Here is a 25093-nt window from a genome sequence, read left to right on the forward strand (position 1 = left end):
AAAAATCCCGCTGATTTCTCAGCGGGATTTTTTATGCATCTTTATCTTTTTTTAGTTTTCCTTTTTGCTTTGCCATTTCTCGAAGTAAATACTCGATGTGTGCGTTGACGCTGCGAAATTCATCATTCGCCCATTTTTCGATGACTGCGTGTAATTCAGGATCAATACGTAATGGAAAGCTTTTCTTTTTAGCCATAATTACTTACAACCTTTAATATAGGCTTCCTGTATTAATAACTGGTTGCGCACCTTTATCTGAAACGATGGCAACTAATAAATTGTTCACCATATTTGCTTTACGCTCGTCATCTAATTCAAGTACGCCTTCTTCATCTAACATATGGATTGAATCTTTCGCCATCTTCACAGCACCTTCAACAATCTCTTTTCGAGCAGCTAATACTGCTTTTGCTTGTTGACGTTGCAACATTGCATGGGCAATTTCTGTTGCGTAAGCTAAATGTGTTAAACGAGTTTCTAATACTTCTACGCCAGCGATTTCAAGTCGTGCTTCTAACTCACGCTTTAATTCTTCAGAGATTTCTTCAGTATTTCCTCGTAACGTTATGCAAGTTTCATCTTGGAAATTATCATAAGGATATTTTGTAGCAACGTGGCGGATTGCTGTTTCACTTTGAATTTCTACGAATCGATCGTAATGCTCAACACCAAACATTGCTTTTGCGGAATCAACAACTTTATATACGATAACGGCTGCAATTTCAATTGGATTGCCCTCAACATCGTTTACTTTTAATTTCTTACTGTTAAAGTTTTCAACACGTAAAGATACAGTTTGACGAAACGCGAATGGAATTGTTAAAAATAAACCATTTTGACGAATTGTTCCTAAATAACTACCGAAAAACGTAATTACTTTTGCTTGGTTTGGTTGAACAATACCAATACCTGTAGCGAGAACTGCGGCTAAAATAATAGTTAATGCTGCTACTACAAAAACTTCTTGCACAAGGAAAAACACACCGATAGCGGCTAAAATTAAAATCCCGATAATACCGAGAAAACCATTTACATAAAAAACTTGTTTTTCTTTCATATGATCGCCTCCTGATATAAAAATGATATCATTTTTATATCATTACATGCAAGGATTTTATACCTAATTTTCTGGAATTTATCGATTGATATCTTTTATGTACTTTTTAGGGATAAAACTCCAAAAGGATAAGAATGTACGTTCTGTTTTGTGGTAAAATAAAGAAGACTTAGCCGCCCACTGCAGCGGCTAAGTCTCTTTGAGAGCATCTTGCATCGTGACAAATGATTCAAAGCGGTTTTGCCAGGATTAATTCTTCAATCGCTGACTCAATCTCTTTGTCAGAAGTGTCATAACTTCCATCTGACTTTGACTTTGGCTTGTCATGACTGGAAGCTGAATTAACTTCTTCTTTATTATGTCCTTTTTCAGTGAAATTCATGCTAGGCATTTTAAATGCGCTCATATTCATATATTTTCCAAACTTACAGGCTTCAACAATAGGGCAGAAACGAACGATTCCCTCCGCAATTTTCATGGCACCAATCCAGAGCAAAACTTTAGACCAAGTGCACCAAGGTTTACGTACGAGTTTAGCTGTACTACAACCGAAGAGGATGAGTCCGAGTGTGATTCGAATTAGAGCACTAATTGTGCCAATGTTTTGCTTCATTAGAAAAGCACTCCTTTTTAATTAACTTCGAAATAGAAATGCTATTTCATTTGTTAGTATTCCGTATAAGTTTTTTGATATGTAATCCAACATTTGACGTTGAAAAAGATGTTGGATTGGGCGTGTGTGTAGGTAGCTTTTTTTGTTATAATGAAAGAATGCGTAAAAGGAAGTTCAAAAAGTCCGGTAAAGATATAGCAAGGAATTTAAAAAATCCTGATAAAAATCAACTGTTATTTTGAACAGAAATATAGATATGACTAGAGAAAAGAAAGGGTGTTTTCATGTACGATATTTCCGGATGGAAACATGTATTTAAGCTTGATCCAAATAAGGAGTTAAGCGACGAACATTTAGAAATGATTTGTGAATCTGGAACGGATGCTGTTATTGTAGGCGGAAGTGATGGAGTTACAATTGATAACGTATTACACATGCTAGTTAGCATTCGTAGATATGCAGTTCCTTGTGTGTTAGAGGTGTCTGATTTGGAAGCAATTACACCGGGATTTGATTTTTATTACATCCCAAGTGTTTTAAATAGCCGAAAAGTAGAATGGGTAACAGGTGTTCATCATGAGGCATTGAAAGAATTTGGGGATATTATGGACTGGGACGAAATTTTCATGGAAGGGTATTGTGTTTTAAATCCAGAAGCGAAAGTAGCCCAGCTTACAGATGCAAAATGTGATTTAACAGAAGATGATGTTATTGCATATGCACGTTTAGCAGACAGGCTATTACATTTACCGATATTCTATTTAGAATATAGCGGGACGTATGGAGATATTGAACTTGTTAAAAATGTAAAAGCAGAATTGAAACAAGCTAAGCTATATTATGGCGGTGGTATTTCCAATGCAGAACAAGCGAAAGAAATGGCACAGTATGCTGATACAGTAGTTGTTGGAAATGTTATTTATGATGATATAAAAGCTGCGTTAAAAACAGTTAAAGCAGTAAAAGGAGAGTAGGTGCAGGCGCATATGGGTATGACAGATAAGTTATTAAATGGTTTAAATCCGCAACAACAAAAAGCAGTACAAACAACAAATGGACCACTTCTATTAATGGCAGGCGCAGGGAGTGGGAAAACACGTGTGTTAACACACCGTATTGCATATTTACTTGGTGAAAAAGGTGTGGCGCCATGGAATGTACTAGCAATTACCTTTACAAATAAAGCTGCTCGTGAAATGCGTGAGCGTATTGATAAACTTGTTGGACCAGAGGCAGAAGATATTTGGATTTCTACGTTCCACTCAATGTGTGTTCGTATTTTACGACGTGATATAGATCGTATCGGTATAAATCGTAATTTCACAATTTTAGATGCGGGCGACCAGTTAACTGTCGTGAAGAAAATTATGAAGGAGCGTAATATTGATCCGAAGAAGTTTGAGCCGCGCTCTATTTTAGCGGGTATCAGTAATGCGAAAAATGAACTGTTATCTGCAGATAAATATGCAAAAAAAATTACAATCGCTGATCCATATGAAAAATTAACGAGCGATGTATATACAGAATATCAAAAACGCCTTCTGAAAAATAACTCATTAGACTTTGATGATTTAATTATGACGACGATTCAGCTATTTGAGCGTGTTCCAGAAGTACTAGAGTTTTATCAGCGTAAGTTCCAATATATTCACGTTGATGAGTATCAAGATACGAACAAAGCGCAGTACCTTCTTGTTAAACATTTGGCATCACGTTTTAAAAACCTTTGTGTTGTTGGTGATTCGGATCAGTCTATTTACCGCTGGCGTGGTGCTGATATTTCTAACATTTTGTCATTCGAAAAAGACTATGAGAATGCGCAAGTTATTCTGTTAGAACAAAACTATCGTTCATCACAAAATATTTTAAATGCAGCTAATGCTGTAATTGAAAAAAATTCAAACCGTAAACCGAAGAAATTATGGACAGACAATCAAATTGGAAGCAAAATCTCGTATTATCGTGCTGCAACTGAAAAGGACGAAGCGTATTTTGTTGCGAAAAAAATTCGTGATGATATTCAAATGGGGAACCGAAAATATACTGATTTTGCAGTATTATATCGTACGAATGCCCAGTCTCGTATGATCGAGGAGATTTTCCTAAAATCTAATATCCCTTACAAAATTGTCGGCGGTACTAAGTTCTACGACCGTAAAGAGATTAAAGACATTTTGGCGTACTTACGTTTAATTGGGAATCCAGAAGATGAGATTAGTTTTGCACGTATTATTAACATGCCAAAGCGCGGGATTGGTGCGACTTCTATTGATAAAATTATTAACTACGGTGTACAAAATGGAATTTCATTAACTGCTGTATTAGATGAGATTGAGCATGTTGGAGTAAGTGCAAAAATTACAAAGGCAGTCAAAGAATTCGCAGGTTTATTACACAACTGGGTAAATATGCAAGAGTATTTATCTGTTACGGAATTAGTAGAAGAAGTTATTGAAAAAACAGGCTATCGCGATATGTTGAAAAATGAGCGTTCTTTAGAAGCAGAAGGTCGTTTAGAAAACTTAGACGAGTTTTTATCTGTTACGCAAACATTCGAATCTCAAAGTGAAGATAAGAGCCTTGTTGCATTCTTAACAGACTTAGCTCTTGTTGCGGATATTGATCGTGTAGATGAAGATCCAACTGCTGGTGAAGAAGTTATTTTAATGACGATGCACTCAGCAAAAGGATTAGAGTTCCCAGTTGTCTTTATTGTTGGCTTAGAGGAAGGGATATTCCCGCATACTCGTTCTCTTATGGAAGAGGATGAAATGCAAGAAGAGCGTCGTCTTGCCTATGTAGGTATTACTCGTGCAGAAGAAGAGCTATACTTATCCAATGCTCAAATGCGTACTTTATTTGGTAGAACAAGTATGAATGCAGCATCTCGATTTATTACAGAAATTCCGGCAGAATTAGTAGAACCATTAAACGAAACAGCACCGAAGCGTGAAACTTCGTTTGGTGCAAAAGGAAGAACGACAAGCGCAACTACAACACGTTCTCGTTCAGCTTTCGTGCGTCCGGCTGTTAAGACAACAGGTGGCGAGCAAATTGGCTGGGCAATAGGAGATAAAGCTTCTCATCAGAAGTGGGGAGTTGGTACAGTTGTAAGTGTAAAGGGTGAAGGTGATGCAAAAGAATTAGATATTGCTTTCCCAAGCCCAATTGGTATTAAACGTTTATTAGCAAAATTTGCACCTGTGACGAAACAATAGGAAAGGACTGAGGATATGTCAAAAGAGATAGCCAAAAAACGTATAGAAGAACTGCGTGATTTGTTAAATACATTTAACTATCAATATCACGTATTAGACAATCCTTCTGTTTCTGATGCGGAATATGACCGTGATATGCAGGAGCTTATGAAATTAGAAGTAGAGAACCCTGAATTTGTAACGGAAGACTCCCCCTCTATTCGAGTTGGGGGAACTGTACTTGATATATTTGAAAAGGTAACGCATAAATCACCGATGTTAAGTTTAGGTAACGCATTTAATGAAGGAGATTTGCGTGATTTTGACCGAAGAGTACGTCAAGGAATTGATGATACGAATGTAAGATATATATGCGAATTAAAAATTGACGGACTTGCTGTTTCACTTCATTATGAAAAAGGACGCTTTATTCAAGGTGCAACACGTGGTGATGGTGTAACGGGTGAAGATATTACCCAAAACTTGAAAACGATTAAAGCAATTCCACTTCGATTAAATGAAGAAGTAACGTTAGAAGCGCGAGGCGAGGCTTATATGCCGAAGCGTTCATTCGTTAAATTAAATGAGGAAAAAGAGCAAAATGGTGAAGATGTATTTGCGAATCCACGTAATGCGGCAGCAGGATCGATACGCCAACTTGATCCGAAAATTGCAGCGAAGCGTAACTTATCTATGTTTGTGTATGGTCTTGCTAATGTAGAAGAAAAAACAATTCCATCCCACAGTGAATCACTGGATTTCTTAGGTGAGCTTGGATTTAAGACGAATCCAAATCGTCGTACATGTGAAACAATTGAAGACGTAATAGCCTATGTAGAAGAGTGGCAAGAGAAACGCCCGCATCTTGATTATGAGATTGACGGAATCGTTATAAAAGTAGACGATGTTGCTATTCAAGAAAGCTTAGGAACCACAGCAAAGAGTCCGAGGTGGGCAATTGCTTATAAATTTCCGGCTGAAGAAGTTGTGACGAGATTAACAGGGATTGAATTAAGTGTCGGCCGCACAGGGGTTGTAACACCAACTGCAGAGCTAGAGCCAGTGCGAGTGGCTGGAACTATCGTTCGTCGTGCTTCTTTACATAACGAAGATTTAATTCGTGAAAAGGATATTCGAATTGGTGACTACGTTGTTGTGAAAAAGGCTGGGGATATCATTCCTGAAGTTGTGAACGTTATTTTTGATAAGCGTACTGGTGAGGAAGAAGAATATCATATGCCAACGCATTGTCCAGCATGTGAGAGTGAACTTGTTCGTTTAGAAGAAGAAGTAGCACTTCGATGTATAAATCCGACTTGTCCAGCTCAAATTCGTGAAGGATTAATCCATTTCGTTTCAAGAAATGCAATGAATATTGATGGACTTGGAGAACGTGTAATTACACAACTCTTTGATGCGGATTATATTCGTACGTTTGCTGATTTATATTCATTGACGAAAGAGCAATTATTACAGCTAGAACGTTTCGGTGAAAAATCAGCAACAAATTTAGTACAAGCAATTGAGAATTCTAAGGAAAACTCATTAGAGCGATTATTATTCGGTCTTGGTATTCGTCACGTCGGAGCGAAAGCGGCACGTACATTTGCTGAGCATTTCGAAACGATGGATGAGCTTGTGAAAGCAACGGAAGAAGAACTAAAAACAATTAACGAGATTGGTGAAAAAATGGCTCAATCCGTTGTAACGTATTTCGATAATGAAGACGTATTAGAGCTATTACAACAATTTAAAGAGTATGGCGTGAGCATGGCATACAAAGGTATAAAAGTTGCTGATCTACAAAATGTTGAATCGTACTTTGCAGGGAAAACTGTCGTCTTAACAGGGAAATTAGAAGTTATGGGACGCAGTGAAGCGAAGAAGAAGATTGAGGCATTAGGTGGAAAAGTAACAGGAAGTGTTAGTAAAAGTACGGATTTAGTTGTTGCTGGTGAAGCTGCTGGTTCGAAATTAGCGCAAGCAGAGAAGCACAATGTTGAAGTTTGGAATGAAGATAGGTTCTTACAAGAGCTGAATAAGTAAGAGGTGCAAACTTACGATGAAAAAAATAGCGTTAGCGGTATTAAGTCTTAGCCTACTTGTAAGTGGGTGTAGCATGGGTTCCAATAAGGATGAAAAAGTAGTTGAGAAATCGGGGAAAGCGAAAGAACAAGCGGTTATCCCGAAATACTCCATTTCGGATGAATATTATAAGACAACGGTTCCATTTGCTCCAGGTGAGGCACGTGGTTTAGTTGTACAAGGTTTAAACAGTCGCCTTGATATAGATGAGTTTGAAACTGGATTAATGCGCATTGCGAAAGAATCATTTAGCACGAAAGACTATTTCTTTAAAGGCGGAAAGGTTCTAGATGCTCAAAATATACAAATGCTTGTAAAAAGAAAGCGTACAGATGCTGAACAAAAAGAGCTAGAGGACAAGTTGAAAAAGGATGCAGTTAAATTTCCGAATATCGGACTGAATCCAGCCTTAAGTGAAGGTTCAGAGTCACTAGAAGTGAAAAATAAAAAAAATCCAATGTATATCTCAAATATTTTAGAGCATGATTACTACGTACAAAAAGGTGAGAACGATGTTGAACGTGGTGGCATTGTAATTGGATTGGCGATGAATTCTGTTCAATATTATGAGGAAGAGCATGGGTATCCACGTGAGGCTGCAATCCCAGATGAAAAAATGTTAGCTGAAGGGAAAAGAATGGCACAAGAAATCTTGAAATTCATGCATCAAAAAGACGCTGACACAAAAAATGTTCCGATAACATTTGCAATTTATCGTCAAGGTCCAAAGTCTTCACTTGTGCCAGGGAATTTTGTTTCTTATGCTAAGGTAGAAAAAGGCAGTGAAACGGTTGAGGATTGGCAACCAATCAATGAGAAATATTACTTGTTCCCGTCTGAACAAGCAAAAGCCGATAAACGTGAAGACATTATGAGGGTGACAAACTTTAAAATAAAATTAAGCGAGTATTTCCAAGGGGATTATACAGCTGTTATCGGTACTGGAATGTATAAAGACGATGAACTAAAAGAAATGAAACTTGATATTCCTGTCCAATTTAATGGGAAAGCTGAAGTAATTGGTTTTACACAATATGTAGCAGGACTTGTTATGGAATACTTCCCAAATTATATGAAAGTACAAGTAACAATTAAATCTGTAGAACGTCCAGAAGCAATTATTATACGTGAAGCGAAGCAAGATGAACCGTTTGTAAAAATTTTAGATTAAAGATGAGAGCTGTTCCATAAAGGAACAGCTTTTTTTCTCGGAAAATTTTGTTATAATTTTAAATGTTACAAATAAAGGGGTAAGGGGTAAATTCATGGAAGAACTAAGCTTTCAAGTCATTATTTTATTAATTGCATTCGGGTTTTTAGCTGCTTTTATTGATTCGGTTGTTGGAGGGGGAGGGTTAATTTCGCTTCCTGCACTTATGTTTGTTGGTTTATCACCAGCCTCGGCAATCGCAACGAATAAATTGGCAGCAACGATGGGGACGCTTACGAGTACAATTTATTTTATTCGATCAGGTAAGGTTGATTTTCGGATTGTAGGAAAGTTAATCCCGTTAACTATTATTGGAGCGGTCGCAGGTGCTTTAGTAGTAAAGTTTATTCCGCCTGATATTTTGCGTCCACTAGTGCTCGTAATGTTGGTTTTTATTGCCATTTATATTATTGCGAAAAAAGATTGGGGAAGTGCATCTACCTATAAAAAGATGACAAAAGGGAAAACATTAATGTTTTTCTTTGTTATTTTAATGATAGGGTTTTATGATGGATTTTTTGGACCAGGGACAGGATCCTTTTTAATTTTTGCATTTTTATTAATTGGTTTGGATTTTATTCAAGCGGCAGCATCTGGAAAACTTTTGAATTTCGTTAGTAATATCGTATCTTTAATTACTTTTTTATTTTTAGATGTGATTCATTTTGAATACGGTATAATTATGGGATTATCAATGATTTTAGGTGCTTATTTTGGATCGAAGTTTGCGGTTCAAAAAGGTGTTGGATATGTAAGGACTTTATTTTTATTAGTTACTATTTTATTAATCGGGAAAAATGTTTTGGAATATACTCATATTTTGTAGATTCATACGTATGTATGAATCTCTTTTTTTTTATTATATTTTAAAAATTTATTAATTTTTAAAATATAAGTCTAGGAATATTTGAATAAATCTAAATTATCGTGTAGAATAATGTTGTAAAATGTAAACGTTTTTCTAAGGGGAGGCTAAAAAAATGGTAGTAGCATACAAACATGAGCCATTTACAGATTTTTCAGTAGAGGCTAACAAATTAGCGTTTGAAGAGGGTTTAAAGAAAGTAGAATCTTATCTTGGACAAGACTATCCATTAATTATCGGGGGAGAAAAAATCACTACAGAAGACAAAATTGTTTCTGTAAACCCTGCAAATAAAGAGGAACTTGTTGGTCGCGTTTCAAAAGCAAGCCGTGAATTAGCTGAAAAAGCAATGCAAGTAGCGGATGCAACATTCCAAACTTGGAGAAAGTCAAAACCAGAAATGCGTGCAGACATTTTATTCCGTGCTGCAGCAATCGTTCGTCGTAGAAAACATGAGTTCTCTGCTATTCTTGTAAAAGAAGCAGGTAAACCATGGAATGAGGCAGATGCTGATACAGCAGAAGCAATTGACTTTATGGAATATTATGCTCGTCAAATGTTAAAATTAAAAGACGGTATTCCAGTAGAAAGCCGTCCAATTGAATATAATCGTTTCTCTTACATTCCATTAGGAGTAGGTGTTATCATTTCTCCTTGGAACTTCCCATTCGCAATTATGGCAGGTATGACAACGGCTGCTTTAGTTTCTGGTAACACAGTATTACTAAAACCAGCTAGTACAACTCCTGTAGTAGCAGCGAAATTTATGGAAGTATTAGAAGAAGCTGGTTTACCAGCTGGCGTAGTAAACTTCGTTCCAGGTAATGGTTCTGAAGTTGGTGACTACTTAGTAGATCACCCTCGTACACGTTTCGTTAGCTTCACTGGATCTCGCGATGTAGGTATTCGTATTTACGAGCGTGCAGCAAAAGTAAACCCAGGACAAATTTGGTTGAAACGTGTTATCGCTGAAATGGGCGGTAAAGATACAATCGTTGTTGATAAAGAAGCAGATCTTGAGTTAGCAGCTAAATCTATCGTTGCATCAGCATTCGGATTCTCAGGACAAAAATGTTCTGCATGTTCTCGTGCAGTAATCCATGAAGATGTGTACGATTACGTATTAAATCGTGCTGTTGAATTAACAAAAGAATTAACAGTAGGTAACCCAGATGCAAAAGATATCAACATGGGACCTGTTAATGACCAAGCTGCATTCGATAAAGTAATGAGCTATGTTGCAATTGGTAAAGAAGAAGGTAAAATCGTATCAGGTGGCGAAGGAGACGATTCTAAAGGCTGGTTCATCCAACCAACAATCGTTGCTGACGTTGCAGAAGATGCTCGCTTAATGAAAGAAGAAATCTTCGGACCAGTAGTAGCATTCTGTAAAGCAAAAGACTTTGATCATGCACTTGCAATTGCAAACAATACAGAATACGGTTTAACAGGAGCAGTTGTTTCTAACAACCGTGACCATATTGAAAAAGCACGTGAAGACTTCCACGTTGGTAACTTATACTTCAACCGTGGATGTACTGGTGCAATCGTAGGTTACCAACCATTCGGTGGCTTTAACATGTCTGGTACAGACTCTAAAGCTGGTGGCCCTGATTACTTAGCACTTCACATGCAAGCAAAAACTACTTCTGAAACTTTATAAGAAATAGTAGAAGAGATCTTCACAGTCTGTGAAGATCTCTTCTTTTTGAGAAACTCTCTATAATAGAAGCTAGTTAATTTGAACCGAGAAATATTTACCAAATATTACTATGTGTTATTTAAAACCAGCTAAACCCTATTAATATCGGGATAAACATGAAAATAGAAACAAAACAACGAGAAAAATTGACTTATTAGTCATATTTTTTAGTATTCATTTTGAGAATTTCCTGTATAATACAATTTGAAAGAAAATCTATGGTTCGACAAGAGAACACTCCTTTCGGTTTTGCTAACTGAAAGGAGTGTTTTTTTAGGTGGTTAAAAATTCTTCGGTACTCATTACATTTGCATATACTACATTTAAACTCGCTAAAATTGCATTGTGAATATAAACAGCTGGTATAGTAGCGTTTTTAAATGAAAGATCTTTTGTCGCACAAGCATCGTGTATAACGGTACAATGAAAGCTAAAATCAAAAGCAGCCCTTACTGTAGCATCAATACACATATGGGTCATCATTCCGCAAATTACGACGTGCTCAATTTCTGAACGTTGTAATCGCTCTAGAAGGTCAGTTTCTCGAAAGCTATTTGGATAGTGTTTCAGTATAACAGTTTCCTCTCTAAGTGGACGGACATTTTCGTGAATATGGACACCTTCTGTATTGGGTAGGAAAAAAGTAGCGTCATTTTTTATAGCTACATGTTGGATATGAAAAATAGGTTCGTTTCTAATTCTAAAATGTTGTAGTAGCTGACTAGCATATTCACTTGCTTCTACTGGATTACGTAATTCCATCTTTCCATTTGGAAAATAATCATTTTGAATATCGATGAGCAAAAGGGCTGTTTTCATATATTTATCTTCCTCCGATTTCATATTCAAATACTGTTATTCAATTAGTAGAGAAGATCCTCCTTTTTAAAAGTATGAGTGAGGAGGATTTTACATAACTATAAAAATTACTATTGTATTGTGATTTTTTATTTGAAAATTTTAATAGAGGGATAATTAATATTTTTCTAAAAAATGTATTGACTCTTATTATTCTGAGTTCTATAATGAGAATTAATTAAATGACAATTAAATCGATACACTCTTATCCAGAGAGGTGGAGGGACTGGCCCTACGATACCTCAGCAACGGGTTTTTTAATACCGTGCTAATTCCAGCAAGCCTATAAAGGCTTGGAAGATGAGAAGATGTGAATGAGTACATATATAAGTGCTCTCCTTCTTATCTTTATTACTGATAAGAAGGAGAGCACTTTTTATTTTATCTCGAAAGCTCTACTTCAAGTTTTTACAGCATATAGGAGGGAAGAAAATGATTTCTTTTAACAATGTAAGTAAAGTATATGAATCAGGCGGACAATCAGTTCATGCCGTGGAGGATGTAACGTTGTCAGTTGAAAAGGGCGAAATTTTTGGCATTATCGGATTTAGTGGTGCAGGGAAGAGTACGTTATTACGTTTAGTAAATATGTTAGAAAGACCAACTGCAGGAACAATTTCAATAGATGATAAAGATATTACATCATTATCGGCGAAAGAATTACGGAAACTAAGACAAAGAATTGGAATGATTTTTCAAAGCTTTAATCTATTTAATTCAAGAACGGTGTTTGGGAACATTGCTTATCCATTAAGGTTAGCGAAATTGCCGAAGAATGAGATAAAAGAAAGAGTGAATGAACTACTAAAATTTGTTGGTTTAGAAGATAAAGCGAACTATTATCCAGAACAGTTATCAGGGGGGCAAAAGCAGCGTGTTGGGATTGCAAGAGCACTTGCGACATCACCAGATATTCTCATATGCGATGAGGCAACATCAGCTTTAGATCCGGAAACAACGACAGAAATTTTAAATTTATTAAAGAAAGTAAATAGAGAGTACAATTTAACGATTCTACTTATTACACATGAAATGCACGTTGTGAAAGAAATTTGTCACCGTGTAGCCGTTATGGAAAAAGGAAAAGTAATTGAAGAAGGAAAACTGTTTGATGTTTTCACACAACCAAAAACAAAGACAACTCAAAATTTTGTACGCTCTGTTATTAATGATCACTTACCAGAAAGTGTTCTAGCGAAAATTCAAAACGGAGGTCAGATTTATCGCCTGACTTTTACTGGGGAAGAGACAGGGCAGCCTGTACTATCATATATTGCGAAAAACTATAACGTCGATGTAAATGTTCTTTACGGAAATATTATTGAACTCCAAAATGTGCTATTTGGAAATCTTCTTGTAGAACTACAAGGTGAACAGAAAGAAATTCAAAAAGCATTACAACATCTAAGACTGCAAGTACAGCTGAAGGAGGTGGAAGCTCATGCGAGTTGATTGGAGTATATTTTGGCCTCGCATATTAGATGCGACAGGGGATACCCTCTTAATGGTAATTGTAACCCTTATATTTGCTACAATTCTTGGTATACCTCTAGGTTTACTTTTATACGTAACGAGAAAAGGAAACTTTTTAGAAAACAAATGGGTCTTTTCTATTCTTAATATCGTAATTAATACAATTCGTCCGGTTCCATTCATTATCTTTTTAGTAGCTTTAAGTCCGATAACAAGAAGTGTTATTGGAACGACGATTGGAACAGCAGCAGCAATCTTCCCAATGACGTTAGTTGCATCAATTGGTATTGCTAGAATGGTTGAAACAAATCTTGTTTCTGTTCCGAAAGGGGTAATTGAAGCAGCACAAGCAATGGGCGCTTCACCACTTAGAATTGTTTTTGAAATCCTCGTGCCAGAAGCTTTAGCACCATTAATCTTAGGTGTCACGTTTATGACAGTTGGTTTAATTGAATTTTCTGCAGTTGCTGGGCTTGTCGGTGGTGGCGGTCTTGGTGACTTAGCAATGACATATGGTTATCAACGCTTTGATACGTCAGTTATGTTCGTAACGGTCGTTTTACTTATTATTCTTGTACAGGTAGCTCAAAATTTAGGAAACTACTTTGCGAAAGTCTTTTTACGCAGATCATAAAAAGGAAGAGGGGAAAAGAAAATGAAGAAAATTTTAGCATTTGCATTATCAGCGATTGTAGGAATTACAGCCTTAAGCGGCTGCTCAGGTGGAGACACAAGTGCAGGAGCGAAAGAGAAAGTAGTTCGCGTAGGTGTAACTGGAACAGATGGAGACGCTTGGGAAATTTTAAAGAAAAAAGCTGAAAAAGAAGGAATTAAAATTAAACTGGTTGAGTTCTCTGATTACACAACGCCAAATAAAGCGTTAGCTGATGGAGATATTGAACTAAACTCATTTCAGCATATTGCTTTCTTAGAGCAATTTAAGAAGGAGCATAAGGTAGATATTACAGCAGTTGGTACAACGCAAATTGCACCGATGGGCTTATACTCTGAAAAATATAAGAAAGCAAATGAAATCCCAGATGGTTCAGAAATTGCTATTCCAAATGATCCAACGAACCAAGCGCGTGCATTAAAACTTCTTGATGCAGCTGGATTATTAAAGCTTAAGAAAGATTTCGGTCTATTTGGAGATCCAAGCGGCATTGCTGAAAATCCGAAGAAGTTAAAGGTTACACCGGTTATCGCACAGCAAACACCTCGTGTGTTAAAAGATGTAGCGGCTTCAGTTATTAATAATGGTGTTGCTGGTCAAGCTGGATTAGACCCAGCGAAGGATCCAATTTTCTTAGAAGATCCAAAAAATACAAATGCAAAGGCCTATATTAATATTTTCGCAGCTCGTACGAAAGATAAAGATGATCCAACACTGAAAAAAGTAATTGAACTATATCATTCAAAAGAAGTAACAGATGCAATTAAGAAAGAAACAAATGATGGTTCAATTTCAGTAGATCTTTCACTTGATGAGCTTGAAAAAATCGTAAAATAATTATTGGGTTTAACGGCTAACAGTAGGAACCCCTCCACTGTTAGCTCGTTCAACATATAATCTACTTAACAAACAAAACCCTAATTCTGTACCTTCCAATTTTGTATAACATAGAATCCAATGTTTGTTAAGTAGAGTGATGGATCAGGAGTTTTCCTGGTCTTTTTTTATTTAAAACAGTTAGCTAATAATAAGATAATCCAAATTATGATTGGGTAAGAGAGTAAACTGAAAATGAGTGTAATTGCTAAATTCCTTTTATTGATTAAGCATTTTTCTGATGAAAAGAAGAAAATAGAAAACAGAATAATGGAAGTTGCTGATATTACACCTGGATTATAAGAACGATAAATGAAATACAAGATAATATGCTGAACGGCGTTAAAAAAGATACAGCCCTGTATAAAAATGATCCAGTAAATAGAAGATATGATGCTTAATTGATATAGAAAGACTATGATTAAGACAAAGGTTGTTAATATGGAAATTGCAATGAAAAATTGTTGGCTAGTTATAAGATGAATTGAAAATTGATTAGCAAGATATTGTGGCATCTGGAAAGCTTCTTCAAGGTTATGAATGAAAAATAAAAAGGGGATTAGCCAGATTGTACGAGTAGTGACATGTCTTGCAGAAGATGTTTTCATCAATTTACATCAGCTCCAATAAAGGGATAGAAAGCCTATAAGAAAAGGCTTTCTACAAGGGTATAGTTATTCAATGATGATGCTCTTTAAATTACCTTCAGGTTGCGGTTGTTCTTCCGCAAAAGAAGAGAGCTCCTCCTGTAAAATGTTTAGTGCTTGCTTAGCTGATTGCTGAATCGGATTTGGTAGCTCTTCTAATATACGTATACCGACTTTTATTTTTGTACGAATTACCTTTCTTAGTAGTTCATCATGCATGTACTACACCTCCAAACCGAATGTTTAGTACATCCTCTTCAAACTTTGCTCCTTGAATAGAGAGGTGTGTTAATGTTTTTGGCAATGTTATGTTTCGTTTAACAGAACCAGCTCGAATGATAAGTTCATCACCTTTTTGATTTAATGAAAGTTCACTCTTGTTTGAGAATGGAATAGAAAGAACGAAAATATATTCATCGCCATCTTTTTTGACATATTGTGTGCGACCGTTAAATTTCACCTCAGTAGGACAAGGATCAGTTTTGAATAAAGCATTTCCTACACGCTCTAACATAGGCAAACCAACAACTTCTTGTTCAAACATCGGAGCTTCGTAAATAGGAAGTGGCTGAAAACTATCTTGAATTAAGGCTTTATATTTCTTTTGTGTATCTTTCCATGCTTGAAAGTAAGGATCGGTGACAGTGTTAGGGATGACGCGGTTAATCATAATGGCATCTACGTTATAATCGTATAAGTTTAAATAAGTAAAACTACGCTGAGCTTCTTTAATGACCATTTTTTCAGGATTCACAACAACGCGAATACTCGTTACTTCTCGGTTTGATAAAATATCTCTCATTTCTCCAAGTTGTTCAAGCGTATTCGTTAATTCGTCCATAATATCATCGGTTGGAAGGGGGACACCAAGAAGTGGTTGAGCTACAGGACGAACAACTTTTAAAATCTTCCTTTTAATAGGAAAGAGTTTTTCCATCCACCAGCCGAGCATGTCTGGAAAGCTGAGCATTGCTAATGTTTCTCCGGTCGGTGCACAATCAATGATGATGACATCGTATGTGTTTTGTTTATAATAATCTAGTACTCGAAGTAAGCTAATTAAATCTTCCATACCAGGGAACATCGTTAATTCTTCTGTCGTAATATCATCAGCTGCTTTGGAAGTGAAGAGTAGTGTAATATATTTCTGCAATTTCCCCCAGCCTTTTTCCATTTCATAAATAGTATTAATTTCTTGTGCCCACAAGTTTTCGCGAATTTCTAGTGGTTCAGAAGATAGTTTTATGCCAAATGAATCTCCTAAACTATGAGCGGGATCTGTGCTCATTACTAATGTTTTTAATCCTTGTTTTGCACTTTGGATTGCTGTTGCTGCTGAAATACTAGTTTTTCCTACGCCGCCTTTACCTGTATACAAAATAATTCTCATCATTTTATCCCCTTTGTTTCGAATGTCGAATATTACGAGTATCGAAGTAAATGGTTGAATAAAAACCCAGTTAGGGCTTTATTCAATCGGAATGTTTTTCATTTTAGGTGTAGAAACCTTTTCTTCTGTTTTTTGCTGTGACGTAGCAATGTGATTCATGATCTTTTGGAAGATTTGTAGTAAGAATGCTTTTTCTTCTTCTGATAGTGCGTCTGTCACTAGGCTAAAGTAATGGGCCGCATTTTGTTTTACTTCTTGAACGAGCATTACGCCGTTTTCTGTTAAACGAATTAATACAATGCGTCGATCGCTTTCATCCCGGTAGCGTTCAATATACCCCTTTTTTACAAGGCGATTTACAACGCCTGTCGTTGTACTCATCGGTATATCAAGAAGGTCAGCGATCTTTGTCATTGTAATATCTGTATTTCGCTCCATCCAAAGTAAACAAAATACTTCTGTCTTGGAAAGTGTTAAATCAAGGCTTACCCATTCTTCAGGATAGAAAAGTTTCTTGGCGTTATCTAGCAGTAAGTCTAAAAAATGTTCATATTGCAACAATTATTTCCACTCCCGTATATTTCGAGATTCGTAATATTTGTTTTTATTTTATGTGGAATTGAAATAAATGTCAATAATTTTAACTGTTTTTTCAGATTAGAAAGAAAAAATATCTTCAAAATAGCAATTTTTTGTGATAGATTAATAAATAGAAAAATAAAATTTACATAAAAATCCATTAGGGTAAATATATTTATCTATAATGGATGTGCAGCTAACGAGGGGGAGAACGATGAGGAGAAGAAATACGCAAGCGTTCACGTTTTTAGCATGGACTTCATTTGTTTGTGCGCTGTCAGGAATGCTAATTGGGATTTACACGTTAGATGAAACGCTTAGTGTAAAAGGGTACTATTTAATCGGAACATTATTTTTAACGATGTCTTGTTTTGTATTACAAAAAACAATTCGTGATAATGAGGAAGATAATGAAAGATTTCCGAAAAATAAATCGTTAGATAAAGAGTAAATTGTAAAGAAAGGCACTTGCCTTTCTTTTTTTATGTAAAAATACCGTAAGTGCCGTGTGTTGACTTGCTTGAAGTACTGAAAATTTGGTATCATCAATAGTATTGTAGATTGAACGATATATTATGGAGGTGGCCTAGCCGTGTCAAGAATTTCCGTTGAGAATGTAAAGCACGTAGCACATTTAGCACGTCTTGCAATTACTGATCAAGAAGCAGAAAAATTTCAAAAACAACTAGATGCAATTGTTACATTTGCAGAACAGTTAAATGAATTAGATACAACAGATGTAAAACCAACAACTCATGTATTAACTATGAAAAATGTTATGCGTGAAGATGTGCCAGAAAAAGGTTTACCAGTAGAAGAAGTATTAAAAAATGCACCGGATCACAAAGATAATCAAATCCGTGTTCCAGCAGTATTAGAATAGAGGAGGGAATTTCGATGTCATTATTTGATCATTCTGTATCAGAGTTACATAAGAAGTTAAACAACAAAGAAATTTCCGTTACGGATTTAGTAGAAGAATCTTACAAACGTATTTCGGATGTTGAAGATAACGTAAAAGCTTTTCTTACATTAGATGAAGAAAATGCACGCGCGAAAGCGAAAGAATTAGATGCAAAGATTGGTGCTGAGGATAATGGTTTATTATTCGGTATGCCAATCGGTGTAAAAGATAACATTGTAACTAACGGTCTTCGTACAACTTGTGCGAGCAAAATGTTAGCAAACTTCGATCCAATTTACGATGCGACAGTTGTACAAAAGCTAAAAGCTGCTGACACAGTTACAATCGGTAAATTAAATATGGACGAGTTCGCAATGGGTTCTTCAAATGAAAATTCAGGCTTCTACGCTACAAAAAATCCATGGAACTTAGATTACGTTCCAGGTGGATCTAGTGGTGGTTCTGCAGCAGCTGTAGCAGCAGGAGAAGTATTATTCTCTCTAGGTTCTGATACGGGTGGTTCTATCCGTCAGCCAGCTGCATATTGCGGCGTTGTAGGTTTAAAACCAACTTACGGACGTGTATCTCGTTACGGATTAGTAGCATTCGCATCTTCACTTGACCAAATCGGACCGATTACACGTACAGTAGAAGACAATGCATACTTATTACAAGCTATTTCAGGTATTGACCGTATGGATGCAACTTCTGCAAACGTTGAAGTAGGAAACTACTTAGCTGGTTTAACAGGCGATGTTAAAGGTTTACGCATTGCTGTACCGAAAGAATACTTAGGCGAAGGTGTTGGCGAAGAAGCTCGTGAGTCAGTACTAGCTGCTTTAAAAGTATTAGAAGGTATGGGCGCAACTTGGGAGGAAGTATCTCTTCCGCACTCTAAATACGCTCTAGCAACGTATTACTTACTATCTTCTTCTGAAGCATCTGCTAACCTTTCACGCTTTGATGGCGTACGTTACGGTGTTCGTTCTGATAATGTAAATAATTTATTAGATCTTTACAAAAACACACGTAGCGAAGGTTTCGGTGATGAAGTAAAACGTCGTATTATGCTAGGTACATTTGCTCTTAGCTCTGGTTACTATGATGCATATTACAAAAAAGCACAACAAGTACGTACATTAATTAAAAATGACTTTGAAAATGTATTTGCTAACTATGATGTTATTATTGGACCAACAACGCCAACTCCGGCATTTAAAGTGGGCGAAAAAGTGGACGATCCAATGACAATGTATGCAAATGACATTTTAACAATTCCAGTAAACTTAGCGGGTGTTCCAGCGATTTCTGTTCCATGTGGATTTGGTGCTAACAACATGCCACTTGGTCTACAAATCATTGGTAAACACTTCGATGAAGCGACAATTTACCGCGTTGCACATGCGTTTGAGCAAGCAACAGACTATCATACAAAAAAAGCAAGTCTGTAAGGAGGCGAGCATAGATGAATTTAGAAACAATTATTGGTTTAGAGGTTCACGTTGAGTTAAAAACAAATTCGAAAATTTTCTCTGCGAGTCCAACAGAATTCGGAGCGGAGCCAAATACACAAACAAGTGTAATTGACTTAGGATACCCAGGGGTACTTCCTACTTTAAATAAGGAAGCAGTTAACTTTGCAATGAAAGCTGCAATGGCATTAAACTGTGAAATCGCAACGGAAACGAAGTTCGACCGTAAAAACTATTTCTACCCAGATAATCCGAAAGCTTACCAAATCTCTCAATTTGATAAGCCAATTGGTGAAAATGGTTGGATTGAAATCGAAGTAGACGGTAAAAAGAAACGTATCGGTATTACACGTCTTCATTTAGAAGAAGATGCTGGTAAATCAACGCATACAGCTGAAGGTTCATTAGTAGACTACAACCGTCAAGGTATGCCTTTAATCGAGATCGTATCTGAGCCAGATATGCGTACTCCAGAAGAAGCATATGCCTACTTAGAGAAGTTAAAATCAATCATTCAATATACAGGTGTATCTGATTGTAAGATGGAAGAAGGTTCTCTTCGTTGTGATGCGAATATTTCACTTCGTCCAGTTGGACAAGAGAAGTTCGGTACAAAAGCAGAACTGAAAAACTTAAACTCTTTCACTTACGTGCAAAAAGGTCTTGAGCATGAGCAAGTGCGCCAAGAGAAAGAATTATTATCTGGCGGTATCATCCAACAAGAAACACGTCGTTATGATGAAGCAACGAAGAAAACAATCTTAATGCGTATAAAAGAAGGATCTGACGATTACCGTTACTTCCCAGAGCCAGACTTAGTTGAACTTTACATCGACGATGAGTGGAAAGAAGAAATTCGTGCTTCTATTCCAGAACTTCCAGATGTACGTAAAGCTCGCTATGTTGAAGAAATTGGCTTACCGGCTTATGATGCACACGTATTAACATTAACGAAAGAGATGTCTGATTTCTTTGAAGCAACAGTTGCAGACGGTGCTGATGCGAAATTAACATCAAACTGGTTAATGGGTGAAGTACTTGCATACTTAAACAAACAACAAAAAGAACTAAAAGACGTTGCATTAACGCCTACTGGTTTATCTAAAATGGTTCAATTAATTGAAAAAGGTACAATTTCTTCTAAAATCGCGAAGAAAGTATTTAACGAATTAATTGAAAAAGGTGGAGACCCAGAAGAAATCGTTAAAGCGAAAGGTCTTGTTCAAATTTCTGACGAGGGTACACTTCGTAAAGTTGTAACAGAAATTCTTGATAATAATGAGCAATCTATTGAAGACTTTAAAAACGGTAAAGACCGTGCAATTGGCTTCTTAGTTGGTCAAATTATGAAAGCTACAAAAGGACAAGCAAATCCACCGCTTGTTAACAAAATCTTACTTGAAGAGATTAATAAGCGCTAAAAATAAGAGCGGAATTCTTATTTTTGAACGCTAAAATAGTATAGATTCTTAAAGATTAAACAGAAAAAACACCCGTATTTGGGTGTTTTTTCTGAGTTAATCAAACGTTTGTTTAAATGATAAAAAATAATTTAAACAATAATTTAAACAAACGTTTGATTAACTTTGAAAAGTGAAAAAATGTTTGTATAGCAACTATGGTATGATAGTTGCAAAAAGGTGGGAATAATGATAAATCTAGACATAGAGGTTTTTTTCATATCATGAAATAATAGATAATTATTATTCATTATATGTAAATTGATGTGAGAGAATGGATAGACATAAATTTTTGGTCAAATAAAACAAAACTATCAGGAGTAAACAGTTACTTTTGATGGGCTACACGAATCGGGTTCTTACTGCCTGTTTGAGCGGAATTAAAGAAGGATAGGAAGATGAGAGGAGGTAGGCATAGGGATACTGAATAAGAGTTCGGTGTATTCTTTTTTCAATGAATATGGAATTTCCTGTGCTAATAAATGATGAAGCGAGCAAGAATTATTTATAATCCTACTTCTGGGCGCGAGCTATTTAAGAAGAGCTTACCAGAAGTATTACAAAAATTAGAACAAGCTGGATATGAAGCGTCTTGTCATGCGACAACTGGTCCTGGAGATGCGACTGTGGCAGCGAGGCAAGCTGCGGATCGTAAGTTTGATGTTGTTATCGCAGCTGGTGGTGATGGTACATTAAATGAAGTAGTGAACGGTTTAGTAGGACATGAGCATCGTCCAAAGTTTGGAATTATTCCAGTTGGAACGACAAATGATTTTGCGCGTGCGATCGGTGTACCTCGTGCTATTGAAGAGGCTGCGGATATTATTTGTGAAGGAACAACGGTACCGTTAGATCTTGGTAGAGCGAACGATACATATTTCATTAATATCGCTGGTGGCGGCCGTATTACAGAATTAACATATGAAGTACCAAGCAAGCTAAAGACAGTATTAGGTCAACTTGCTTACTATTTAAAAGGAATCGAAATGTTACCATCATTACATCCAACATATGTTGAAATCGAGTATGATGGGAAGTTGCTACAAGAAGAAATTACGATGTTTTTAATTACGAATACTCGTTCAGTTGGTGGATTCGAAAAAGTAGCACCATATGCATCTATTAACGATGGATTATTTGATTTATTAGTACTGAAAAAAGGTTCTATCGCTGATTTAATTAAAGCAGCAACACAAGCGCAGCGTGGGGAACATATTAACAATCCAAAAGTGCTATATACACAAGCGAATCGTATTAAAGTGCATTCACCTGATAAATTAATGATCAACTTAGATGGTGAATATGGCGGAGATGCACCGATGGAATTCGAAAATATATATCATTGTCTGGAACTATTTGTTCCTGAACATCAAGAGGATGCCCTGTAAAGGCATCCTTTTTTGCTTTTTCCCAGCTATTTGCGAGTAATAAGACTCCCAATCAAAATTCGACCCAAGCAAAGAAGTTAGGCGGAAGTGGGCTAATGATCAGCGGGGGATGGACAGCCCCCGCTGATTAAAGTTTCTCTTTATACAGATGAATTGTAAATTGGAAGTTAGTTTGATTTTTATGGTATTTTTACAATCCGTTTATTTTTTATCCATATTTTATTGATACACTGGAAGAGATAAGAAATGAGAGGTAGGGTGCTATGGAGAAGGTAAAAGCAATACTATTTGATAAAGATGGGACATTAATGGATTTTCATTCGATTTGGATAAAAGTAGCTGAAGAGCTTGTTGCAGAATGTATAAATTTATATCAATTACCAGAATCAATGCAACCAACGTTATTAAAGGAGATAGGCGTAGACGGAGCATTTGTTCATCCGCGTAGTGCGCTCGCTGCTGGAACGAGTCTTGATGTTGCCAAGGGGCTTTGTAAGTATATTGCATCATCTAGAGAAGAAGAGATGCATCAATGGGTGAGTGAAAAGTTGTTTGCTCTTATGTACGAGCATCGTTCACATATGAGAATGACGGCAGATTTACCGAAAGTTTTACAAGCGTTAAAGGATAGAGGATTTATTCTAGGTGTCGTTACAGCTGATGATTTCGCGCCGACAGAATTATTTTTAAAGCAATATCAATTGGAAGCTTTTTTTGATTGTGTTATAGCTTCAGATACATTTCCAGCACAGAAGCCAGATAAAAAAATTGTAGAATCGTTTTGTGAGAGATTTAATTTAGAGACATGCGAAATAGCGGTCGTCGGGGATACACCGACGGATTTACATTTAGCGAAAAATGGTGGCGACTGTTATGCGATTGGCGTACTATCTGGTACGGGTGATCGTCAAACGTTAGAACCACTTGCAGATTTAGTATTACAATCTGTTGAAGATTTAATTTCTCATTCAGGTGAGTTTATTTGGAAACAAGGAAAGTCTAATGTATAAATGGATAAGTCTATAAGGACTCTATATGAGTCTTTATAGACTTATTTTTTATGCCGAGATAGTAAGAGAATGGGATCAATACTAGAAAGAGGAAGTTGGCATACATCTTGCAATATAAAGAGAAAACATTGTATAGAAAAGGATGGGGTACACAATGAACACAAAAAAATTTGCTAAAGTAAATGAACAAATTCCAGGACCGAAAGCAGCGTCTTTATTAGAACGCCGCCAAAATATAGTACCAAAAGGAGTAAGTAATGGTATTCCAACATTTGTACAGTCTGCAAATGGTGCACTCGTAACAGATGTGGATGGAAACCAGTATATTGATTTCGCAGGAGCAATCGGGACAATTAATGTAGGACATTGTCATCCTACTGTTAAAGAAGCGCTTCATAAACAAGTAGATCAATATATTCATACTGGTTTTAATGTGATGATGTATGAGCCATATATTGAATTGGCAGAAAAACTGGCAGCATTAGCACCAGGTAATTTCGATAAACAAGTGCTGTTTTTAAACAGTGGGGCAGAAGCGGTTGAAAATGCAGTGAAGATTGCTCGTAAATATACGAAGAGACCTGGAATTATTGCATTTTCTAAAGGATTTCATGGGCGTACATTAATGACAATGACGATGACAAGTAAAGTAAAACCATATAAATTTGGATTTGGCCCATTTGCTCCAGAAGTATATAAAGCGCCATTCCCATATGAATACCGTCGCCCAGAAGGGTTAACAGAAGAGCAGTATGATGACTTTATCATTGAAGAGTTTAAGAACTTCTTCATATCAGAAGTAGCACCAGAAACAATTGCAGCTGTTGTAATGGAGCCTGTTCAAGGGGAAGGTGGATTTATCGTTCCAAGTAAGAAATTTGTTCAAGAAGTACGCAGTATTTGTTCAGAGCACGGTATTTTATTTGTAGCTGATGAAATTCAAACAGGCTTTAGTCGTACCGGAAAATACTTTGCAATTGATCATTATGATGTCGTTCCAGATTTAATTACGGTATCTAAATCATTAGGTGCTGGTGTACCGATAAGCGGTGTGATTGGGCGTAAAGAAATTATGAATGAGTCTGCACCGGGAGAACTGGGCGGAACGTATGCAGGAAGCCCACTAGGGTGTGCGGCTGCATTAGCTGTACTTGATGTAATAGAAAAAGAGAAATTAAATGATAGAGCGATAGAAGTAGGGAAAGTCGTAATGAACCGATTCCAAGAGATGAAAAACAAATATAATTGCATCGGTGATGTGCGCGGCTTAGGGGCAATGTGTGCATTCGAGCTCGTTCAAGATCGTAAGACAAAAGCGCCTGATAAAGCATTAGCGGCTAATTTATGTGCAGAAGCAAATAAGCATGGATTACTTCTACTATCAGCAGGAACATATGGAACTGTTATTCGTGTGTTAATGCCATTAGTGATTACAGATGAGCAACTTGAGGAAGGTTTAACAATAATTGAAGAATCATTGCAAGCTTGTTATGAGCAAGCAAACATCGCTCGTGTATAAAAACTGAATTATAAATCACAAACATTCTAGCCGGCTCTATATAAAATACAGAAAATTCATTTTATAATAAAGGTAGTAAAGTGAATCGATGGATTTGAAGTAGGGAGTGGCTAGG

General features: G+C 36.5%; 24 protein-coding genes and 1 riboswitch. Of the genes, 16 read left to right on the forward strand and 8 right to left on the reverse strand.

Annotated features, from left to right (window positions below):
- Window positions 1–31: 31 nt before the first annotated feature.
- The 3 genes from CQZ94_RS16335 to CQZ94_RS16345 form a co-directional block, all read right to left on the reverse strand.
- Window positions 32–196 carry a type II toxin-antitoxin system antitoxin gene (locus CQZ94_RS16335; protein ID WP_001085171.1) on the reverse strand — a complete coding sequence of 55 codons (165 nt, stop codon included), beginning with the start codon at window positions 194–196 and terminating at the stop codon, window positions 32–34.
- A gap of 15 nt (window positions 197–211) precedes the next feature.
- The gene (locus CQZ94_RS16340) at window positions 212–1057 is read right to left on the reverse strand and encodes an SPFH domain-containing protein (protein ID WP_105586210.1); all 846 of its coding nucleotides are present in this window, start codon (window positions 1055–1057) and stop codon (window positions 212–214) included.
- A gap of 229 nt (window positions 1058–1286) precedes the next feature.
- The gene (locus tag CQZ94_RS16345) at window positions 1287–1670 is read right to left on the reverse strand and encodes a YgaP family membrane protein (RefSeq protein WP_002124877.1); all 384 of its coding nucleotides are present in this window, start codon (window positions 1668–1670) and stop codon (window positions 1287–1289) included.
- A 284-nt stretch (window positions 1671–1954) separates the two neighbouring features.
- On the opposite strand from CQZ94_RS16345, the gene pcrB reads away from it, so the two are divergent.
- From pcrB to pruA, 6 genes are all read left to right on the forward strand, one after another.
- Window positions 1955–2644, forward strand: a complete 690-nt coding sequence (gene pcrB / locus CQZ94_RS16355; RefSeq protein WP_105586212.1) for a heptaprenylglyceryl phosphate synthase — start codon at window positions 1955–1957, stop codon at window positions 2642–2644.
- A gap of 12 nt (window positions 2645–2656) precedes the next feature.
- Window positions 2657–4888, forward strand: coding sequence for a DNA helicase PcrA (pcrA, locus tag CQZ94_RS16360; protein ID WP_105586298.1), 2232 nt, complete (start codon window positions 2657–2659; stop codon window positions 4886–4888).
- A gap of 15 nt (window positions 4889–4903) precedes the next feature.
- Window positions 4904–6913, forward strand: a complete 2010-nt coding sequence (gene ligA / locus CQZ94_RS16365) for an NAD-dependent DNA ligase LigA (RefSeq protein WP_105586213.1) — start codon at window positions 4904–4906, stop codon at window positions 6911–6913.
- 16 nt (window positions 6914–6929) lie between these two features.
- Window positions 6930–8123 (forward strand): CamS family sex pheromone protein, encoded by a 1194-nt coding sequence (locus CQZ94_RS16370; RefSeq protein ID WP_105586214.1) that lies wholly within the window; start codon window positions 6930–6932, stop codon window positions 8121–8123.
- 94 nt (window positions 8124–8217) lie between these two features.
- Window positions 8218–8988 carry a TSUP family transporter gene (locus CQZ94_RS16375; protein ID WP_016128243.1) on the forward strand — a complete coding sequence of 257 codons (771 nt, stop codon included), beginning with the start codon at window positions 8218–8220 and terminating at the stop codon, window positions 8986–8988.
- Window positions 8989–9142: 154 nt separating this feature from the next.
- On the forward strand, window positions 9143–10690 hold the full coding sequence (gene pruA / locus CQZ94_RS16380) for an L-glutamate gamma-semialdehyde dehydrogenase (protein WP_105586215.1): 1548 nt from the start codon (window positions 9143–9145) through the stop codon (window positions 10688–10690).
- A gap of 312 nt (window positions 10691–11002) precedes the next feature.
- Here pruA and CQZ94_RS16385 read toward each other — a convergent pair whose 3' ends face one another.
- Window positions 11003–11548, reverse strand: coding sequence for a cysteine hydrolase family protein (locus tag CQZ94_RS16385; protein ID WP_374954548.1), 546 nt, complete (start codon window positions 11546–11548; stop codon window positions 11003–11005).
- Between the two features lie 241 nt (window positions 11549–11789).
- Window positions 11790–11894: riboswitch (SAM riboswitch) on the forward strand.
- Between the two features lie 125 nt (window positions 11895–12019).
- On the opposite strand from CQZ94_RS16385, the gene CQZ94_RS16390 reads away from it, so the two are divergent.
- The 3 genes from CQZ94_RS16390 to CQZ94_RS16400 are packed head-to-tail and all read left to right on the forward strand — an operon-like array spanning window position 12020 to window position 14570.
- A complete protein-coding gene (locus tag CQZ94_RS16390) occupies window positions 12020–13039 on the forward strand; it encodes a methionine ABC transporter ATP-binding protein (RefSeq protein WP_002029486.1) in 1020 nt (339 codons plus the stop codon).
- Window positions 13029–13694, forward strand: a complete 666-nt coding sequence (locus tag CQZ94_RS16395) for a methionine ABC transporter permease (RefSeq protein ID WP_002159487.1) — start codon at window positions 13029–13031, stop codon at window positions 13692–13694. The genes CQZ94_RS16390 and CQZ94_RS16395 overlap by 11 nt, the downstream gene beginning before the upstream one ends.
- A 21-nt stretch (window positions 13695–13715) precedes the next feature.
- A complete protein-coding gene (locus tag CQZ94_RS16400; protein ID WP_105586217.1) occupies window positions 13716–14570 on the forward strand; it encodes a MetQ/NlpA family ABC transporter substrate-binding protein in 855 nt (284 codons plus the stop codon).
- A 167-nt stretch (window positions 14571–14737) separates the two neighbouring features.
- On the opposite strand, the gene CQZ94_RS16405 is transcribed toward CQZ94_RS16400, so the two are convergent.
- From CQZ94_RS16405 to CQZ94_RS16420, 4 genes are all read right to left on the reverse strand, one after another.
- Window positions 14738–15220, reverse strand: coding sequence for an HXXEE domain-containing protein (locus CQZ94_RS16405; protein WP_105586218.1), 483 nt, complete (start codon window positions 15218–15220; stop codon window positions 14738–14740).
- Between the two features lie 63 nt (window positions 15221–15283).
- Complete coding sequence (locus tag CQZ94_RS16410) at window positions 15284–15475, reverse strand: DUF3926 domain-containing protein (protein ID WP_105586219.1); 192 nt, start codon at window positions 15473–15475, stop codon at window positions 15284–15286.
- The gene (locus tag CQZ94_RS16415; RefSeq protein ID WP_105586220.1) at window positions 15468–16649 is read right to left on the reverse strand and encodes an ArsA family ATPase; all 1182 of its coding nucleotides are present in this window, start codon (window positions 16647–16649) and stop codon (window positions 15468–15470) included. Before CQZ94_RS16415 ends, CQZ94_RS16410 begins: the two co-directional genes overlap by 8 nt.
- A gap of 75 nt (window positions 16650–16724) precedes the next feature.
- Window positions 16725–17207, reverse strand: a complete 483-nt coding sequence (locus tag CQZ94_RS16420; RefSeq protein ID WP_070140662.1) for a MarR family winged helix-turn-helix transcriptional regulator — start codon at window positions 17205–17207, stop codon at window positions 16725–16727.
- Window positions 17208–17439: 232 nt separating this feature from the next.
- Between CQZ94_RS16420 and CQZ94_RS16425 the strand changes: the two genes are divergently transcribed.
- The 7 genes from CQZ94_RS16425 (at window position 17440) to gabT (ending at window position 24978) form a co-directional block, all read left to right on the forward strand.
- Window positions 17440–17676, forward strand: a complete 237-nt coding sequence (locus CQZ94_RS16425) for a YiaA/YiaB family inner membrane protein (RefSeq protein WP_002029490.1) — start codon at window positions 17440–17442, stop codon at window positions 17674–17676.
- A 141-nt stretch (window positions 17677–17817) separates the two neighbouring features.
- Complete coding sequence (gene gatC / locus CQZ94_RS16430; RefSeq protein ID WP_000086999.1) at window positions 17818–18108, forward strand: Asp-tRNA(Asn)/Glu-tRNA(Gln) amidotransferase subunit GatC; 291 nt, start codon at window positions 17818–17820, stop codon at window positions 18106–18108.
- Window positions 18109–18122: 14 nt separating this feature from the next.
- Entirely contained in the window at window positions 18123–19580 is a 1458-nt protein-coding gene (gene gatA / locus CQZ94_RS16435; RefSeq protein ID WP_002113505.1) for an Asp-tRNA(Asn)/Glu-tRNA(Gln) amidotransferase subunit GatA, read from the forward strand.
- 14 nt (window positions 19581–19594) lie between these two features.
- Window positions 19595–21022 (forward strand): Asp-tRNA(Asn)/Glu-tRNA(Gln) amidotransferase subunit GatB, encoded by a 1428-nt coding sequence (gene gatB, locus CQZ94_RS16440; protein ID WP_105586221.1) that lies wholly within the window; start codon window positions 19595–19597, stop codon window positions 21020–21022.
- Between the two features lie 521 nt (window positions 21023–21543).
- On the forward strand, window positions 21544–22449 hold the full coding sequence (locus tag CQZ94_RS16445) for a diacylglycerol kinase (protein WP_105586222.1): 906 nt from the start codon (window positions 21544–21546) through the stop codon (window positions 22447–22449).
- 263 nt (window positions 22450–22712) lie between these two features.
- Window positions 22713–23459, forward strand: coding sequence for an HAD family hydrolase (locus tag CQZ94_RS16450; RefSeq protein WP_105586223.1), 747 nt, complete (start codon window positions 22713–22715; stop codon window positions 23457–23459).
- A gap of 154 nt (window positions 23460–23613) precedes the next feature.
- Window positions 23614–24978, forward strand: a complete 1365-nt coding sequence (gene gabT, locus CQZ94_RS16455; protein WP_181149512.1) for a 4-aminobutyrate--2-oxoglutarate transaminase — start codon at window positions 23614–23616, stop codon at window positions 24976–24978.
- Window positions 24979–25093: the final 115 nt, after the last annotated feature.

It is taken from the genome of Bacillus sp. MYb209 (genome assembly GCF_002975175.1).
Lineage (GTDB): Bacteria > Bacillota > Bacilli > Bacillales > Bacillaceae_G > Bacillus_A.